At 37.9% G+C, this 16604-nt stretch carries 13 protein-coding genes; 7 read left to right on the plus strand and 6 right to left on the minus strand.

Features of this window, described 5'->3' with window-relative positions; translation table 11 throughout:
* The first annotated feature begins 24 nt into the window (after window positions 1–24).
* The 3 genes from IQ282_RS13755 to IQ282_RS13765 all read left to right on the plus strand — a co-directional run bounded on the left by IQ282_RS13755 (window position 25) and on the right by IQ282_RS13765 (window position 1682).
* Entirely contained in the window at window positions 25–501 is a 477-nt protein-coding gene (locus tag IQ282_RS13755) for an Lrp/AsnC family transcriptional regulator (protein ID WP_194852447.1), read from the plus strand.
* Window positions 501–1016 carry a DinB family protein gene (locus IQ282_RS13760; protein ID WP_194852448.1) on the plus strand — a complete coding sequence of 172 codons (516 nt, stop codon included), beginning with the start codon at window positions 501–503 and terminating at the stop codon, window positions 1014–1016. Before IQ282_RS13755 ends, IQ282_RS13760 begins: the two co-directional genes overlap by 1 nt.
* A gap of 117 nt (window positions 1017–1133) precedes the next feature.
* Complete coding sequence (locus IQ282_RS13765) at window positions 1134–1682, plus strand: type 1 glutamine amidotransferase domain-containing protein (RefSeq protein WP_194852449.1); 549 nt, start codon at window positions 1134–1136, stop codon at window positions 1680–1682.
* A gap of 72 nt (window positions 1683–1754) precedes the next feature.
* Here the strand turns inward: IQ282_RS13765 and dnaN are convergent, their stop codons facing one another.
* Window positions 1755–2870, minus strand: coding sequence for a DNA polymerase III subunit beta (gene dnaN / locus IQ282_RS13770; RefSeq protein ID WP_194852450.1), 1116 nt, complete (start codon window positions 2868–2870; stop codon window positions 1755–1757).
* A 169-nt stretch (window positions 2871–3039) separates the two neighbouring features.
* Here dnaN and IQ282_RS13775 point away from each other — a divergent pair, with 169 nt between their 5' ends.
* Entirely contained in the window at window positions 3040–4947 is a 1908-nt protein-coding gene (locus IQ282_RS13775) for a S8 family serine peptidase (protein WP_194852451.1), read from the plus strand.
* 67 nt (window positions 4948–5014) lie between these two features.
* Here the strand turns inward: IQ282_RS13775 and IQ282_RS13780 are convergent, their stop codons facing one another.
* On the minus strand, window positions 5015–5470 hold the full coding sequence (locus tag IQ282_RS13780; RefSeq protein WP_194852452.1) for a hypothetical protein: 456 nt from the start codon (window positions 5468–5470) through the stop codon (window positions 5015–5017).
* Between the two features lie 75 nt (window positions 5471–5545).
* Window positions 5546–6115, minus strand: coding sequence for a glyoxalase (locus tag IQ282_RS13785; RefSeq protein ID WP_394355205.1), 570 nt, complete (start codon window positions 6113–6115; stop codon window positions 5546–5548).
* On the opposite strand from IQ282_RS13785, the gene IQ282_RS13790 reads away from it, so the two are divergent.
* Window positions 6108–7466 (plus strand): NAD-dependent succinate-semialdehyde dehydrogenase, encoded by a 1359-nt coding sequence (locus tag IQ282_RS13790; protein ID WP_194852453.1) that lies wholly within the window; start codon window positions 6108–6110, stop codon window positions 7464–7466. The genes IQ282_RS13785 and IQ282_RS13790 overlap by 8 nt on opposite strands.
* 19 nt (window positions 7467–7485) lie before the next feature.
* Window positions 7486–8133 carry a CPBP family intramembrane glutamic endopeptidase gene (locus IQ282_RS13795; RefSeq protein ID WP_194852454.1) on the plus strand — a complete coding sequence of 216 codons (648 nt, stop codon included), beginning with the start codon at window positions 7486–7488 and terminating at the stop codon, window positions 8131–8133.
* A gap of 140 nt (window positions 8134–8273) precedes the next feature.
* On the opposite strand, the gene IQ282_RS13800 is transcribed toward IQ282_RS13795, so the two are convergent.
* Complete coding sequence (locus tag IQ282_RS13800; protein WP_194852455.1) at window positions 8274–8846, minus strand: NUDIX domain-containing protein; 573 nt, start codon at window positions 8844–8846, stop codon at window positions 8274–8276.
* 88 nt (window positions 8847–8934) lie between these two features.
* Here IQ282_RS13800 and IQ282_RS13805 point away from each other — a divergent pair, with 88 nt between their 5' ends.
* On the plus strand, window positions 8935–11397 hold the full coding sequence (locus IQ282_RS13805) for a zinc-dependent metalloprotease (RefSeq protein WP_194852456.1): 2463 nt from the start codon (window positions 8935–8937) through the stop codon (window positions 11395–11397).
* Between the two features lie 710 nt (window positions 11398–12107).
* On the opposite strand, the gene IQ282_RS13810 is transcribed toward IQ282_RS13805, so the two are convergent.
* Both IQ282_RS13810 and IQ282_RS13815 read right to left on the minus strand, forming a co-directional pair.
* Window positions 12108–13412, minus strand: coding sequence for an amidohydrolase family protein (locus IQ282_RS13810; RefSeq protein WP_194852457.1), 1305 nt, complete (start codon window positions 13410–13412; stop codon window positions 12108–12110).
* Between the two features lie 113 nt (window positions 13413–13525).
* Window positions 13526–16504, minus strand: a complete 2979-nt coding sequence (locus IQ282_RS13815) for an amidohydrolase family protein (RefSeq protein ID WP_194852458.1) — start codon at window positions 16502–16504, stop codon at window positions 13526–13528.
* Between the last annotated feature and the right edge of the window lie 100 nt (window positions 16505–16604).

Here is a 16604-nt window from a genome sequence, read left to right on the forward strand (position 1 = left end):
TTATTTTGTATTAAAATCTATAAAATGAGAGCTAAGATTGATGATATTGATAAGCAAATTCTTGATGTGCTTATTGAAAATACAAGAACCCCCTTTACAGATATCGCAAAACGTCTCAATATTTCTGCGGGAACAGTTCACGTTAGGGTAAAAAAAATGGAGGAATCAGGAATTATTAGTGGATCTTCATTAACAGTAGATTACCAGCAATTGGGCTATAACTTCATTGCGTACATAGGTGTCTATTTAGAAAAAACAAGTCAAACCCAATTCGTTTTAGGCCGCATTTCAGAAATTCCCTACGTCACGGTCGCTCATATTACTACAGGTAAATTCAATATTTTTTGTAAAATCAGGGCAAAAGATACTACCCACGCAAAAAAAATAATTTTTCAACTGGATGATATTGATGGTGTAAGTCGTACAGAAACTATGATTAGTCTTGAAGAGAGCATCAACGATAAAAAGAGATTGCTTCATAAGGTTTTTCAAGATTTGTAATGGTATTTCGTAGAGACTTGCGTCCAGCAGAATACGCCGCCTATTATGAGCCATATTTAAATCTTCTCAAGCAAGAAAGTGAGATGATGTCAACCTTTCAAGACTCTTTAGACTCAATCCTTGAAAGAGTCGAGAGCATACAGAAGCCATTTGATTACCGCTATGAAGCTAATAAATGGAGTATAGGCCAGCTTTTGCAGCATTGCTTGGACACAGAACGCGTTTTTGCGTACCGTGCCTTATCCTTTATGCGTGGTGATACAGCGGCACTTCCCGGGTTTGATCAAGATATTTATAGCACTGGTTTGAGGGATTTCGCTTTCGCAAAAGCGAATTTAATTACATCCATACAGGTAGTCCGAGCTTCAACAATAGATTTATTTGCAAACGCAGCTCCCGAAAATCTGGATAAATTAGGAGTGGCTAGTGAAAATATTATGTCAGTTCGAGCCATTCCATTTGTGATCTGTGGACACTGGAAACATCATCTTAATATTTTACATGAAAGATATTAACTCGTTTTAAGAGTTTTCTTACATTTTTATCATCTCATATGGTTTCCTTTATGATTAGTTAACCATACATATATGAGTAAATTCTTGATCTTTGAAACGAACAAAAAAACAATAATTATGAACAAGAATGTAGCAATATTAGCAACTAACGGATTTGAAGAAAGCGAATTAGTAAGTCCTAAAAAAGCTTTAGAAGATGCTGGAGCAACAGTTCATATCGTTAGTCCCGAGAAAGGAGAAATTAAAGCGTGGAAGGATGGAAACTGGTCGAACTCTTACAAAGTAGATAAACATATAAGTGAGGTATCTGTAAATGATTACAACGCGTTAATGTTACCAGGAGGAGTTATCAATCCTGATAAATTAAGAACAGATAAAGCATCCGTCGATTTTATCAAGGCATTTTTTGAGCACAAAAAGCCAGTTAGTGCTATCTGTCACGGACCACAGTCATTAATAGAAGCAGATGTGGTTAAGGGTAGAAAAATGACATCTTACCATTCTATACGCAAGGATTTAGAAAATGCGGGAGCGCAATGGGAAGATAAAGAAGTAGTTTGTGATCAAGGTTTTGTAACTAGTAGAACTCCAGATGATCTTCCAGCCTTCAATAAAAAAATGATTGAAGAGTTGAAAGAAGGAAAGCACGATAGACAACACGCCTAGTATCAATTAATATATAAAATGCCCGTTCAGAATTTCTGAACGGGCATTTTAAGTTATTTATCTATTTATAATTTACTGGTTGAGCATTACCGGCATCACCAGCATAGTAACGTTCTCACCTTCATCAAGACCGTCCACAGGTGTCAAAATGCCTGCACGGTTGGGAAGGGACATTTCAAGAGAAACATGGTCACATGTTAGGTTATTTAACATCTCTATTAAGAAGCGACTATTGAAACCTATCTGCATATCATCACCTTGATAATCGCAAGTCAATCTTTCATCTGCCTTATTACTGTAATCTAGATCCTCTGCAGAGATATTCAATTCTGCTCCAGCCATTTTCAAACGGATCTGGTGTGTTGTTTTATTAGAGAAAATACTAACTCGTCTAACACTGTTCAAGAATTGCGTTCTTGATATGGTTAGTTTGTTAGGATTCTCTTTAGGTATTACAGCTTCATAATTAGGATACTTCCCATCAATCAAACGACAGATAATAGTTGTATTCTCAAATGTAAACTGAGCATTGCTATCATTATATTCTACCAACACTTCAGACTCGCTTCCTTGAAGAATTGATTTCAACAGATTCAAAGGTTTTTTAGGCATAATAAATTCAGCCGTTTCATTTGCTGCAATATCTTCCCTTCTATAACGTACTAGTTTGTGAGCATCAGTTGCAACAAACGTTAATCCATCACTTGCAAACTGAAAGTAAACACCACTCATTACTGGACGTAAATCATCGTTTCCAGCAGCAAATATTGTTTTGTTAATCGCTGTAGCAAGTGTATCTCCCATAATAGAAGTATTGCTAGGGTCTTCAATATTTACCGCTTTTGGGAATTCTTCTGCCGGTGCACAAGCAATCTCTGATTTACCCTTATCGTGGCTAACAGTCATCATCGTTCCCTCTGAATGAAAAGTTAAGGGCTGCTCAGGGAATGTTTTTAAGGTATCTAGAAGAAGTCTTGCAGGAATGGCAATATGACCATCATCCTGACTTTCCACCTCGAGACGTGTTATTATGGTGGTTTCCATGTCTGATGCAGAAACCTTAAGTTCATTCCCAACTAGATCGAAAAGAAAGTTGTCTAAGATCGGCAATGTGTTGTTATTATTGATCACACCACCTGAAAGCTGAAGATTTTTTTGAAGGTATGAACTTGAAACTATAAACTTCATTCTTTAATTTTATGATTAACCGCAACCTATTGAAAACCAAGCTTACGGCACAAATTTTGTAAATAATGCTCTAAATTGCGACATATTAAGTAGCATGCAAAGATATTTTTAATAATATTGACCTAGCAACATACTTATTAACAAATTCAGTCATTTTTTAAAGAAAATTATGCTTAAAAATTTACTCATAGCCGTAGCTGCTTTTATTTTTTCAAATCAGCTATATGCTCAAACGGCATCAGAACGTCAGCAGATTATCGCAAATAACGATGATACTGGTACACAAGTTCTGAAATCTTTATTAGAACAGCAGCGAGTAAAGAATCAAAATGAAGTGAGGACCTATTTAAACTTGCACCCTATCGTTGCTAAATCAAGTTTAATGAACGATGCCAATGTTTGGCTAGAACGTTTAGACAGGAATGGAAATCCAGTGTTTATTGTGCCTACAAATTTTACAGGAGCTAGAACAATAGGCATCAATCATGTACGTGAAGGAGGAAGTTTAGGATTAAATCTAGAAGGACAAGGAATTACAGCCGGCATATGGGATGGTGGCTATACCAGAAAAACCCATGAAGAGGTGATAGGAAGAGTTACTTATGGGGAGGCTGACAAGGAATTAGAAAATCATGCAACTCATGTAGGTGGGACAATTATCAGCAAGGGATTAAGTAGGTTATTAGAAGGTATGGCACCACAAGGTTCCTTAATTTCATATAAGTTTGATAATGATGCTAATGAAATGTACAATGAGGCGTTGGGAGGTATGATATTATCAAATCACAGCTATGGTAGACTGGTTGATGAAAACACACCTGTTATTGTATTTGGAAGATATGATCAACAAGCTTCATTTTTTGATTTAATTACAAATGAGTTCAAGTTTTATTTGCCAGTTGTAAGTGCAGGTAATGATCGTGATTCTGGTTTCAATTTTCCGGATAGAGGATATGATTATTTGACAGACCGGACGCTTTCTAAAAATGTAATGACCGTAGGAGCTATAAAAGGCTTTTTTAATTATACTAAACCAGAAGATGTCGTAATGTCAGATTTTAGTTCGTGGGGTCCTACCGATGATGGTAGAATTAAACCGGATATTGTTGCAAAAGGAGTAGGCGTGAAAAGTTTAGGTTCAGCCTCAGATGATGCAACGTCCACACTTAGCGGTACTTCAATGTCGTCACCTATGGTTACCGGTGGATTAATGCTTTTACAACAGCTTTATAACGAGAGAGAAGGTAGTTTCATGAAATCAGCTAGTCTTAAAGGTATTGCATTAATGACAACTAATGAGTCAGGTACAACTGATGGTCCAGATTATCGTTTTGGCTGGGGTGTTTTAAACGTAGAAGCTGCGGCAAAAATGATTCTAGCAAATAACCAGTCTAGTGTGATCGAGGAAAAGATATTATCTAGTGGAGAAAATTATCAAGCTTCATTTTCAACTCAGTCTGCAGACTTATTAACCTTTACTTTATCTTGGACAGATAGAGTTGGGGCTTATCCTGGTGATGAGGAAGATAATTCAACCCCAATAGAAGACGATCCTACTCCAATATTAGTGAACGATCTAGACATCAAGGTAACATCCGCTGATGGAACTGAATTTTTTCCATATAAACTAGATGTTGAAAACCCACAAGCAGCTGCAACTACAGGAGTCAATGATGTAGATAACATTGAAATAATTAAAATCACCGCACCATCGGGAGATTATACCGTTGATATCTCACATAAAGGAACATTGGTAGGAACGCAAGAGTACTCATTTTTGGTTAATGGGGCTACTCCCAAAACAGCATCTTCAAGATCTGATCAGATAGAATCCTTAACCATTTTCCCAAATCCTGCAAACGAGCAGTTTAATATTACTTTTAGTTCAGGTATCAATGGTGATACTGTGCATGTTGAAGTATATAACACCATAGGGCAACAAGTAATTCAAAAGAAATTTGACAACACTGGAAACTTCAATCAAAGCGTTGATATATCTGGTCTTTCTAGTGGTATGTATCTTGTTAAAATAGGAGATGGCAACGTTTCTTCTACTCGTAAGTTAATTGTACAATAAATCACATTTGATTCGAAAAACAAAAAACCTGCCAACTGGCAGGTTTTTTTACGCGCTAAAGTTTGTTTTAATAAACCTCTAAGATTTTTTGCTCCTTTTCATTAAACGTGAATGTATCGCCTCCTTTAAGACCCTTCATCACCTTGAAAATAGGCGCTTCCCTAGAAATGGCATAAACCTTTTTAGTATCATTTAATAGTGAAAGCTCACCCATAGGAACGCTAATAAGGACCACCTTATCTTCAATTACCACTAGGGCACCTTCTTGAACCGTACTTTTACCACCGTGAAAATCAATGTTTCTAAACTCCACCAACATATCTTCATGCTCTTCCCTCAACTGTGCATATCGTTCAAAATCACCTAGGAGTTCACCATGACTATCATCATTTTCATAGCCGTGTTTTGTTTCGTTCGATTCAATACTCTCATTAATCTCATCTAGTTTTGCCTGGTGAACATCAATCCGTTCCTTAATCTCTTTTTTACAAGCAGCAACCGCCGCAATTTTCAAATCTTTCATAGCTTGGTTTTATGAAGTTAAATATACAAGGCTGTGATTCTACTTATCGTTAGCTTAATTAAATTTTAGCATTCTTTACATTTCAGCAGCAGGGCGGTCAAAAAGCTGGATACTGCTTAGCAATCGCTCCCGCACAATATTCATCATACGTTTATTGAGCGCGCTAGAATTTGAAATATATAATTGGTATTCTTGAATGGTAAACATTCCCATTATAATTCCTTTCAGACTGTTCCTAAATTTTTGATCTCTATTGACGGCATTTTCAATGTAATCGGTTCTTTTTATCAATGTCAAACCATAAAATACATTTTTATGCTTTTTTATATAATTATGAAATACAGCTACTAGTAGATCGTGCTGTAATTTTGCAATAGGGCGTAAAGTTTGATTTTGGAAATGCTCGTCTGCACTCATGTTATCGTTGACTTTAGCATTTGGGATTTCAGGTCGCAGCGCAACAATATTTTCATCTCTATTTTCCATGGTGTGACTTTTCTTAAATGTAATGATGAAGGGGGTTTTTTCGCTTTCGCGAAAGCGAACTTTCTCCACAACCTTATCAACATCAGGATTAGTTAAACCATTGCAAAGGCTGACATTGTGGTGACCGGCACGTTGTATATTTAAAATAAAAATGATCACTACAACAAATCCATATACTGGCAACAAGTTAAAAACTTACGAGGAAGATACTACAGCTGTAATTACTAAGAAGCTAAAAATAGCCGATGTCGCTTTTAAGGAATGGCGCAAAACAGAAATGGATTTTAGAGGTCAACTCATTAAAAACGTCGCTACATTATTACGAAAGGATCCCATGAAATTTGCCCAACAGATGGCATTAGAAATGGGTAAACCTATTAGTCAGGGAAAGGGAGAAGTTGAGAAATGTGCCTGGTTATGTGATTATTATTCAGACAAAGCACTTGACTTTCTAAAACCAGAGTCTTTTGAAACGGACTACCATAAGTCTTATGTAAAATATGAGCCTATAGGAGTGGTTCTAGCCGTCATGCCGTGGAATTATCCATTATGGCAGGTCATGAGGTTTATTGTTCCTAGTTTGATGGCTGGAAATGTGGGTGTTTTAAAACATGCAAGTAGTGTCATGGGTTGTGCACAACAACTTGAAGAGCTATTCAGAGAGGCAGGTTTTCCAGAAGGCTGTTTTACAAACTTGATTGCAAGCAGCGATGCAGTTGAAGATATCATTAAAAATCCTATAGTAAAAGCCGTTACACTCACCGGTTCAAAACCCGCAGGTAGTGCTGTTGCCTCCACCGCTGGTGCCGAAATTAAAAAATCTGTACTTGAGTTGGGTGGGAGTAATGCACTTGTTGTTTTTGAAGATGTTGATGTTGACGCTGCCGTAGATACTTGTTTAAGCGCTCGTTATCAAAATACAGGTCAAAGCTGTATTGCCGGAAAACGATTGTTACTTCAAGAGGAAGTTGCTGCGGAGTTTTTAAGCAGATTGACTGAAAAGGCTAGCCAACTCAAATCAGGTGATCCTCTTGATGAAAATACTTATATAGGGGTAATGGCTCGAGAAGATCTAGCCATAGAACTTGAAGAAGCAATGCATAAATCTCTAAAGATGGGTGCCAAACTTCATTTTGGAGGCAAGCGCTCTGGAGCATATTTCGAACCAACTATTTTAACCGAAGTTACTCGCGAAATGCCTGTTTTTAAGGAAGAAACTTTTGGCCCATTATTATCTGTGACTCTTTTTAAAACGGAAGCTGAAGCCATTGAACTGGTTAATGAATCACCTTTTGGGCTGGGAGTAAGTTTATTTTCCAAGGATACTGATCGTTTAGAAAAAATGGTTTCACATTTTGATGATGGAGCCGTTTTCATTAATGAAAAGGTTTCCAGTCACCCCAACCTTCCTTTTGGAGGTACCGGGATATCAGGATACGGAAGAGAACTTTCTAGATTTGGAATCCACGAGTTTGTAAACATTAAAACCGTAGTGGTGAATAAGTACTAGTTTTGCTTAACTGCAAAACATGAAATTGAGGAGCATTCTATTAAATATAGCTGCGATAGGAATTGCTATAATCCTGCCGTACACTGGATGGATTCTGTTTCCGTTTGGGTATTGTTTTCCTGTATTTATTCTAGTTTGGCTCTGTTTGAAATATCAAGGTGATAGCTTTTCAAATATAGGGTTTAGATTTAAATCTTTCCGTTTCAAACCTATCTGGGTTGGAGTTTCAACAGCCATACTTATTTTTTGTTTTTTACAGTATGCATTTTTTCCAGTTTTGGAACAAGTTGTAGAATTTGAAGATGTAGGTAATGCGTTGTATGAACGCATAAGAGGAAATGCTGAACTTTATATTTTTATTTTAGTAATGGGATGGGTGGTAGGTGGATTGTATGAAGAAATTGTCTTCCATGGATTTATTTTTACCCGATTAGAAAAGATGCTTCCGGGAAAATATGCTACGCTAGCTGGATTTCTTATCACCAGTATTTTATTTAGTTTATACCACCTACAACTAGGTATGGTGGGTGCCATTAATGCCTTGATTGCGGGAGCTGGTTATCATGCTCTTATAATTTATTATAAGCGGAATTTATGGTTTGGAATATTCTGTCATGCCGCTTTTGATACCATTGCAGCTACCTTCTTGTATTTGGGTTACTTATAGAAAATACATTTTATCACTATTTATTATTGCTGGTTTGTACTGACATTTATAATTCTTGCGGGATTTTATGTTCAGTTTGTATCATTAAAATGAAACGTAAATGCTTTCATCGTTTCTAGTGAGATCTCTAGGGTTGAAGATTATTGGTTTTCATTTAAAAAGAACCACTGCAGACCTATCAAACTGATACTGTTATTAAATTCGTTTTCTAGCAGCATTTGCTTTGTTTGTTGTCGTGGAATTTTTACGATTTCAATATCCTCTTTTTCTTCTTTATTACCGCCTCCTGCATTGACTTGCTGGGAGGAATTAACAGCGGTGTAGAACAAATGAATTTGTTCTGAAGAGCCACCAGGCGATGGGAAATATGTGGCGATTTTTTGAAGATCCTGTACCTCATAGCCTATTTCTTCTAGAACCTCGCGACTTGCACTGATTTCAGCCATTTCATTCTGATCAATAGAACCTGCTACTAATTCCAGCATCCACGGCTGATTCCTGCGTGCACTGGGATAACGGAACTGTCTCGTAAAAATAAAGGAATCCGTATCTATTTCATAAATCAAAACAGCTACGGAGTCACCGCGCTCCATACATTCACGACTAGCGTCTATGGATTGTTTCCCTTTGAAAGACTCATGACTCACGTTTGCCTTCAGGATTTTTAAAAATCCATTGTAGACGGATATTTCATTTGTAATTTCAAACTTCATGAGAATGCTGTTAGAATGACAAGATACTAATGGTTAGGGCTTTTATTTCTATATCAAATCATTAACTTAGTGCATTCAAAAATTTCCTATGTATAAAAAAATTATTCTAGCTACAATTCTCTCTGGTACACTGGCTTTTTCAGGTTGTAAATCCAATAAATCAGTTGCTTCCTCATCTAAGTCTGAGTCCGCTAAATCAAAGGATAAGGAATCCGGGATGAAATCTTACGATAAAGTAATTACCAAAGAGGCCATTACTGATGAAGGACTTTTCAAGGTTCATAAGATCGACGACAAATATTTTTATGAAATTCCCAACATCGTCTTGAAAAAGGATATGTTGTTGGTAAGTCGTATTTCTCAAATCCCATCAAACTTAGGTGGTGGCTACTTGAATGCCGGAAGTAAAACAAATGAGCAAGTGGTCGCTTGGGAGCGCTTTCAAGATAAAATATTATTAAAAGTCAAGTCGTATTCTGAAGTTGCATTAGATTCCACAGCAGCCATTGGAAATTCAGTTAAGGTAAATAATTACGAGCCTACACTATATGCGTTTGACATACTCGCTGTAAACCCAGATTCTACGGGAACTGTTATTGATGTGACTAAATTCTTTAGTTCAGATATTCCAGCCTTGAGTGGTTTAAGTTCTGGTCTTCGTTCCTCTTATAAAGTTCGCAACCTTGATAGCGATCGCAGCTTTATCAATTCCATGAAAAGCTTTCCAGAAAATATAGAAGTGAAACAAGACTTCACGTATAATGCGTCTGAGCCACCTTCCAATGGATCAGTAGGTTCTATAAGTTTACAAATGAATCAGTCCATGATCTTGCTGCCAGCAGTTCCAATGGAGCCGCGATTGAATGATCCTAGAGTGGGCTTTTTTACGGTAGGTCAGATTGATTATGCTAGTGCAGCTTTAAAAGCAGATCAAAAAACATACATCCGCCGTTGGAAACTTGAGCCAAAAGATCCAGAAGCCAATGCTAGGGGAGAATTGGTAGAGCCCATCAAACCAATTGTTTATTATATCGACCCTGGAACACCAGAAAATCTAAAAGAATATATTAAACAAGGAATAGAAGACTGGCAAGGACCATTTGAAACGGCCGGTTTTAAAAATGCCATCATTGCTAAAGATGCTCCAACAATGGAAGAGGATCCTGAATTTAGTCCAGAAGACATCAGGTATTCCGTTGTACGTTATGTGGCAAGTACTACTAGAAATGCGGTTGGGCCTAGCGTAAGCGACCCCAGATCTGGAGAAATTATTGAGAGTGATATTATCTGGTATCACAACCATTTGAGATCCTATAGAAACCGTTATTTATTAGAAACTGGTGCTGCAAATCCTAGTGCTAGAACACTAGATACAAAACCAGAAGAAATAGGAGAAATGATGCGTCAGGTAATTGCTCATGAGATAGGTCACGCACTAGGTTTTCCACACAACATGGCTGCTAGTTACGCTTATGAAGTAGAAAATTATAGAGATGGTGATTTTACACAAGAAAATGGTATTGCTGCAAGTCTCATGGATTATGCACGCTACAATTATATAGCACAACCTGGAGATGAGAATATTCGCTTTGTTCGTCAAATGGGTCCTTATGATCATTATGCGACCAACTGGGGATACCGTGTGATTCCTAACGCAGCAACACCTGAAGATGAAGTCTCAACTTTAAACAAATGGATTCTTGAAAAAGCAGACGATCCTCGTTTCAAATATGGGCGTCAGAGCAGCAGTTTTGATCCGCAGTCACAGACGGAAGCTATAGGAAATGATCCAGTACGAGCTAGCTCTTACGGAATTAAAAATTTAAAGTATGTTGCTAATAACCTAACAAAATGGACTTCTGATAAGACTAATGATTACGATGATTTAGAAGAGTTATATGGTGAAATGTTGGGAGTTTACAGTCGTTATGTAGGTCACGTAATTAGTAATGTGGGCGGTGTTAAAGAAGATCTTAAGAAGCCAGAGCAATCAGGTGTTGTCTATTCTAACATTGACAAAGACACTCAGAAAGAATCAGTAGAATGGCTTAACAAGAATGTCTTTGATACTCCAAAATGGTTGATCGATAAAAATATCTTACAGAACATTGACTATGCAGGATATTTTGAAACGATGCGTTCTACTCAAGAACGTCATTTGAATAATGTTCTAAGTTTTGATCGCATCGGTAGATTGTTGAATGCCGAAACAGTGAGCACTGATTACTATAGCGCCATAGATTTATTCAGTGATGTGCAAAAAGGGTTATTCAATGGTAAAGCCAGTACGCTTGATATTTACGAACGTGATTTACAACGCGCATACGTGGATCGTTTGAGTTACTTAATGACCGGAGAATTGCAACGTGGTCGTGGAGGCGATTATTATGATGTAAGTCAAAGCGATGTGCGATCAATAGTTCGCGGGCAGCTTAAATCACTTCAAAGCCAACTGCGCAGCTCCATGCGAGGTTCTAGGGATACCGTAACACGTTTTCATTACGATGATCTATTAGCTAGAATCGACATGATTCTGAATCCAGAGAAATAATATAAATTACTGAGTTTAATTTGAAAGCAGGCCGCTAGGCCTGCTTTTTTTGTTCAATTAGAATTGGTTTCACAGAATGAATAGAATATGAATAGTAAACTCTCGATAGTAAGAGCAGTATCTAGGTTCTTTGAGATAACGTAAAGTCAAGTAGATCAATGCAGATTATTATTATATAATTCGTTTTACGTAAAGTTCATCTTTGTTAGTTTTAGAATCGAGTGCAGTAAATTTTTAAAACAAAACCCACTTTCGAAACCTTAGAGATACAACCTTAGATTGACATTAGGACAAATTTTTACATAAGTAAATACAAAACTTTACCGCTTTCAGTTGAATAATAATACCAGTAAAAAATCAAGCCAGAATTATCAATAAACTTTGAGTCTATTCTCCGTTTTAATACTGATGTATCATTGTGATTAAAGTATTTGAGCAGCAAAGCTCTTACCGTAGAGTCTATTCGTATAGGGTAAAATTGGAGTAAAGAATTTAAGGATCAACATAATATTCTCGCGCTCTTGATGTATTTATTAATGGGAACGGAATCATTTTGAAGTAATGAGAGTAACGATAATGTATTTTGCTAATCGTTACATCATAACTAGCATCTTCAAATCTACCCAAATAGACATATGAGGTTACCCATAAAAAAAGCCGATTCTAATTAGAATCGGCTTTGTGGCAAAATGTGAAAATTGTTATAGCGCTTAGTCCTGACGCTCGTACTTATCCATGTAACGCTCGTAAAGATCTTTCTGACGTGTGCCTAACGAGATGTCACGTCCATCAATAAAAGCACGACTCAGCTTATTAGTTCGCATATCTAGCGCGTTGCCCTCAGAGATGAAAAGAGTGGCGCTTTTACCTTTTTCTAAGGAACCGTAATCTTTATCGATCCCCAAAATTTTAGCAGGATTTAAAGTAATCATCATTAATGCTTTTTCCACATCTATATCAAAACCAGAAACGGTTCCAGCATAGAAAGGCAAGTTACGTACTTGATGACGTTCCATGCTGCCGCTATTTTCTAGAGCTACCATCACGCCAGCATCAGCTAGAAGCTTTGGAAACTTGTAGGGCATGTCGTAATCCTCATCCTCTCTCGATGGTAGATCATGAACTCGTCCAGCAAGTACTGGAACTCCAGCAGCTGCAATGGTTGTAGCAATGGTTTCGCCACCTTGAGCTCCTACTAGAACCAGGTTTTTAGTAAGGTTGTTCGCTTTCGCGAAAGCGAGCACATCAAGAATTGCTTTTTCTCCAGAAACATGGACGTACATTTTAGAAGTTCCATTCAAAACGGTTTTCAAAGATTCCATCTTCAAATCTTTCTTCTCTGGATTGTCATTTGATTTATAAGCCTTGCCATGGTTCAAAAACACTTGTAATTCTTCAACTTCCTTATCATAATCATCACTGGGCGCAATAGGGCCGAGGTCCGGCCAAGTACCAGAACGGCTGAAGCTGCGCGGCCAGTTCACGTGGATTCCATCATCCATGCGTACCGCTGCATCTTCCCAATTCCAAGCATCCATCTGTACCACGCTGGATTGACCAGAAATACGACCACCACGAGGAGTGATTTGTGCAAGTAAAACACCATTAGGTCGCATAGTTTCTACCACGCGACTTTCTGCATTGTAAGCAATAATGCTGCGTATATGCGGATTAAATGTTCCAATCTCGTCCTCATCATCACTGGCACCCACAGCATCGATTTCTACCAAACCTAAGGTGGTATTTGCTGCGATAAACCCAGGATAGATGTGCTTTCCACTAGCATCAATAACCTCCCCTGTAGGAGCTTTTAATTTAATAATAGTTGCATCTGCAATAAGTGTGATTTTCCCACCATCTATTTCTATCACAGAATTTTCTATGACTTCACCGTTGCCTAAATGAGCTGTTCCATTCATTATTCTAATGGGTTGAGACTCTTCAGCAGCTGGCATTTGCTGCCCAAAAGCCGTAAGGCCTAGAAACAGACTTGCTAAATATATTATGTTTTTCATATTATTTGATATCTTAATTTTTGTTCTCAAAATGCGCTCTCGCTTACTTATTCTAAAGTCAAAATTTGAGATTTGCTTTTTGAGATTTGAGATTTGAAATTGTTTTTTGGTCATTACCATTCTATGGTGTCACAATCATAAAGCGTCTTTGTATCCTGCTTTGGCGATTGAGTTTTCAAACCTTTATTTTTTGCCATGATCATCTCGTTTGAAAGTTGTTGGCGTTCTTTTTTAACTTCAGCTCTCATGCGGGCATCTTTTTCTATATCAAAGAAAACAGCACCTTCAATCATTGTGATTTGTGGCTTGGCCGTTATGTCTAAAGGATTTGCGTTCCATAAAACAAGATCCGCATCTTTTCCTTCTTTGATACTTCCCACGCGATTGTCAATGTGCAAAAGTTTTGCTGGATTAAGAGTTACAAACTTCCAGGCTTCTTCCTCACTTAAATTACCATATTTAACCGCTTTGGCCGCTTCTTGATTTAAACGTCTGGACATTTCTGCATCATCACTATTAAAAGCAGTTACAACGCCTTGAGAATGCATAATAGCACCGTTATAAGGAATAGCATCTAACACTTCATATTTATAAGCCCACCAGTCAGAGAAGGTAGAACCTCCAGCACCGTGCTCCGCCATTTTATCAGCTACTTTGTAACCTTCTAAAATATGGGTAAACGTATTCAGGACAAATCCGTAACGTTCTGCTACTTCCATCATCATGTTGATCTCGCTCTGTACATAAGAATGACAGGTTACGTAACGCTCGCCTTTCAATATCTCAGAAATCGTTTCCATTTCCTCATCATATCGGAAATCTTTTGTTCCTCTGGACTTGTCGTATTCCTGACCTCTTGTGAAATAATCCTCAAAAACTTGTTCCACGCCCATTCGCGTTTGTGGGAAACGAACACCGTTCTGGTATCTGGACTGCTTTACGTTTTCACCTAGAGCAAACTTGATAAATTTAGGAGAGTCACTGTAAATCATTTCATCTGGTTTATAGCCCCATTTCAATTTGATGATGGCACTGCGTCCACCTATTGGATTTGCAGAACCATGCAATAATTGGGAAGTCGTAACTCCACCGGCTAGATCTCGATAAATGTTAATATCTTCATGATCAACCACATCTTCTATAGTTACCTCTGCAGTAGAATTGTGTCCAGCCTCATTTACACCACCATCAATAGCAATGTGGGAATGCTCGTCAATAATTCCAGTGGTTAGGTGCATGCCACTGGCATCAATTACTCTGGCGCCGCCAGCACTCAAGCCTTTGCCTACTTTTAATATTTTACCATTTTTCACTAAGACATCAGTATTTTCAACGATTCCCGCAGCTTCATTTGTCCATACTGTTGCATTTTTATACAGAACGTTTTCTGCTTTTGGTTTTTGAGCAGACCCAAAAGCTACATTAGGATAGGTCATGCTTCCCATTTCTGGAGTTGCCGTGATCTCATCATCCTCTTCTTTATCGTCGCCGTCTTTCTTGTCCTCGTCTTTTTTAACTTCTGCATCTGTTTTTGTAGCCGTAAAGTTGCGTTCTGATCCGTTAGCCATATAAACCTTTCCGGTAATAGCAGTGTTTTCTGGGGTTAACATCATGGTCCATCTCGTGTACCCTTTATCAGCTGGATCTTTTTGAGAAGTGGTAATCGTTAACCAGTCGCCATTGCGGTCGATCTTGCTACCTAATTTTGTACTGTCTTGTTTTACGGTCACCTTTTTTGCATCGCCTGATATGTCAAACGTGTATTTATCTCCATCAAGTTGTGTTACATAAGTACCGTCAGCATTAATTACACTGCGATCCTTAATCATATGTTTAGATCCTTGAACCCAGTTTTCATAGATGTCCGTATCCTTTTCAAATAACTCACCAGAAGTCACAATGAAATTAGCCACTTTACCTTTTTCCAAAGTACCTAACATAGATTCTGCGCCCAGCATTTTTGCTGGAATGGTAGTTAGTGCTGCAAGTGCTTGTTCTTTAGTCAGTCCATATTCCATGGCACGTTTCAACTTCGCAGCAAGTTCGCTAGGAGATTTCAAACCATGGGTTGTGATGGCATAGGTAATTCCAGCCTTGCTTAATAACATAGGGTTTGCTGGCGCTTGCTTCCAGTCACGCATGGAGCTTAAGTTTACATACCATTCCTGATAGGGGTTTGTAACATCATAAGCATCTTCAAAATCTAGAGGTAAAATAAGTTGAGCGTTGGTAGCTTTAATATCATCCATCATTTCATAAGCATCAGCGCCACCTATAATGACGAATTGTTTCCCAACTCGATCACCCATTTTATCAGCACGCAGTACATTTTTCTTATCACCAGCCTCAAAGAACTGGGTGAGGCTTTTATTAGCATTTAATGCTTCTAAGGATCTATCTTTCGTTTTTGAATATCCCTTTGAATACCAGTCTGCATCAAAGTGAGACTGACGCAATAGCGCTAACATTCCCATAAGAGAAGTAGGGTAGGACTGGTTAGTCTGATCACTGCGATCAAAAGAGAAATATGCTCCGCTTTTATTTTTAAGTATTCTACCAGAGTCGTCACCATTATTATTAAGTGCCACTAACATTCCAGTCCCGCGAGCAATCCCATCATGTAAGTGGGTTTGTACGGCACCATAACCAGCAGCCATCATTTTCTCAGCGGTCTTGCTGTCATAAGAATAGAAATCGATCGCATTTTGTTCTGAACGTATGTGGTCGTTCCAGTAAAAACCTTTTCTGCCTTCATCATATTGCTGACCGCCTCGGGACGTGTTTTTAGGTTTTTCCATACCAAAATCGCCATAAGCTTCTACAAAGGAAGGATAGATAAAAGTACCGCTAGCATCATCTATCACAGCATCCTTCGGGATTTTGATATTAGTTCCTATGTCAACAATTTTTCCATCCCTCATTAGAATAGAAGCGTTTTTCATCATTTTTCCCGGTGCGGTGATAATAGTTGCGTTTGTAATTGCTCTAGAAGCTTTACTGACGGCAGATATATCGTCATTATTGGGGAAATACTCTTGGGCTTGCGACGTAATAGCTGTCGCCGCCAAGAGCGAAAAAAGTAATTTTTTCATATATAGGTTCGTTTAAGTTCTAAATATATGAAATAGGCTTTTATTTTAGGGGCTTTATAGGAACTTAGATAGGCTTTAATACCTATTAATGTAGTGAATT

Origin of the sequence: Nonlabens antarcticus (genome assembly GCF_015356755.1) — a bacterium.
Classification (GTDB): Bacteria; Bacteroidota; Bacteroidia; order Flavobacteriales; family Flavobacteriaceae; genus Nonlabens; species Nonlabens antarcticus.

Excerpts from the sequence above, each read along its gene's own strand:
- IQ282_RS13755 (WP_194852447.1), top strand. The coding sequence starts at position 25 with ATGAGAGCTAAGATTGATGATATTGATAAGCAAATTCTTGATGTGCTT.
- IQ282_RS13760 (WP_194852448.1), top strand. The coding sequence starts at position 501 with ATGGTATTTCGTAGAGACTTGCGTCCAGCAGAATACGCCGCCTATTAT.
- IQ282_RS13765 (WP_194852449.1), top strand. The coding sequence starts at position 1,134 with ATGAACAAGAATGTAGCAATATTAGCAACTAACGGATTTGAAGAAAGC.
- dnaN (WP_194852450.1), bottom strand. The coding sequence starts at position 2,870 with ATGAAGTTTATAGTTTCAAGTTCATACCTTCAAAAAAATCTTCAGCTT.
- IQ282_RS13775 (WP_194852451.1), top strand. The coding sequence starts at position 3,040 with ATGCTTAAAAATTTACTCATAGCCGTAGCTGCTTTTATTTTTTCAAAT.
- IQ282_RS13780 (WP_194852452.1), bottom strand. The coding sequence starts at position 5,470 with ATGAAAGATTTGAAAATTGCGGCGGTTGCTGCTTGTAAAAAAGAGATT.
- IQ282_RS13790 (WP_194852453.1), top strand. The coding sequence starts at position 6,108 with ATGATCACTACAACAAATCCATATACTGGCAACAAGTTAAAAACTTAC.
- IQ282_RS13795 (WP_194852454.1), top strand. The coding sequence starts at position 7,486 with ATGAAATTGAGGAGCATTCTATTAAATATAGCTGCGATAGGAATTGCT.
- IQ282_RS13800 (WP_194852455.1), bottom strand. The coding sequence starts at position 8,846 with ATGAAGTTTGAAATTACAAATGAAATATCCGTCTACAATGGATTTTTA.
- IQ282_RS13805 (WP_194852456.1), top strand. The coding sequence starts at position 8,935 with ATGTATAAAAAAATTATTCTAGCTACAATTCTCTCTGGTACACTGGCT.
- IQ282_RS13810 (WP_194852457.1), bottom strand. The coding sequence starts at position 13,412 with ATGAAAAACATAATATATTTAGCAAGTCTGTTTCTAGGCCTTACGGCT.
- IQ282_RS13815 (WP_194852458.1), bottom strand. The coding sequence starts at position 16,504 with ATGAAAAAATTACTTTTTTCGCTCTTGGCGGCGACAGCTATTACGTCG.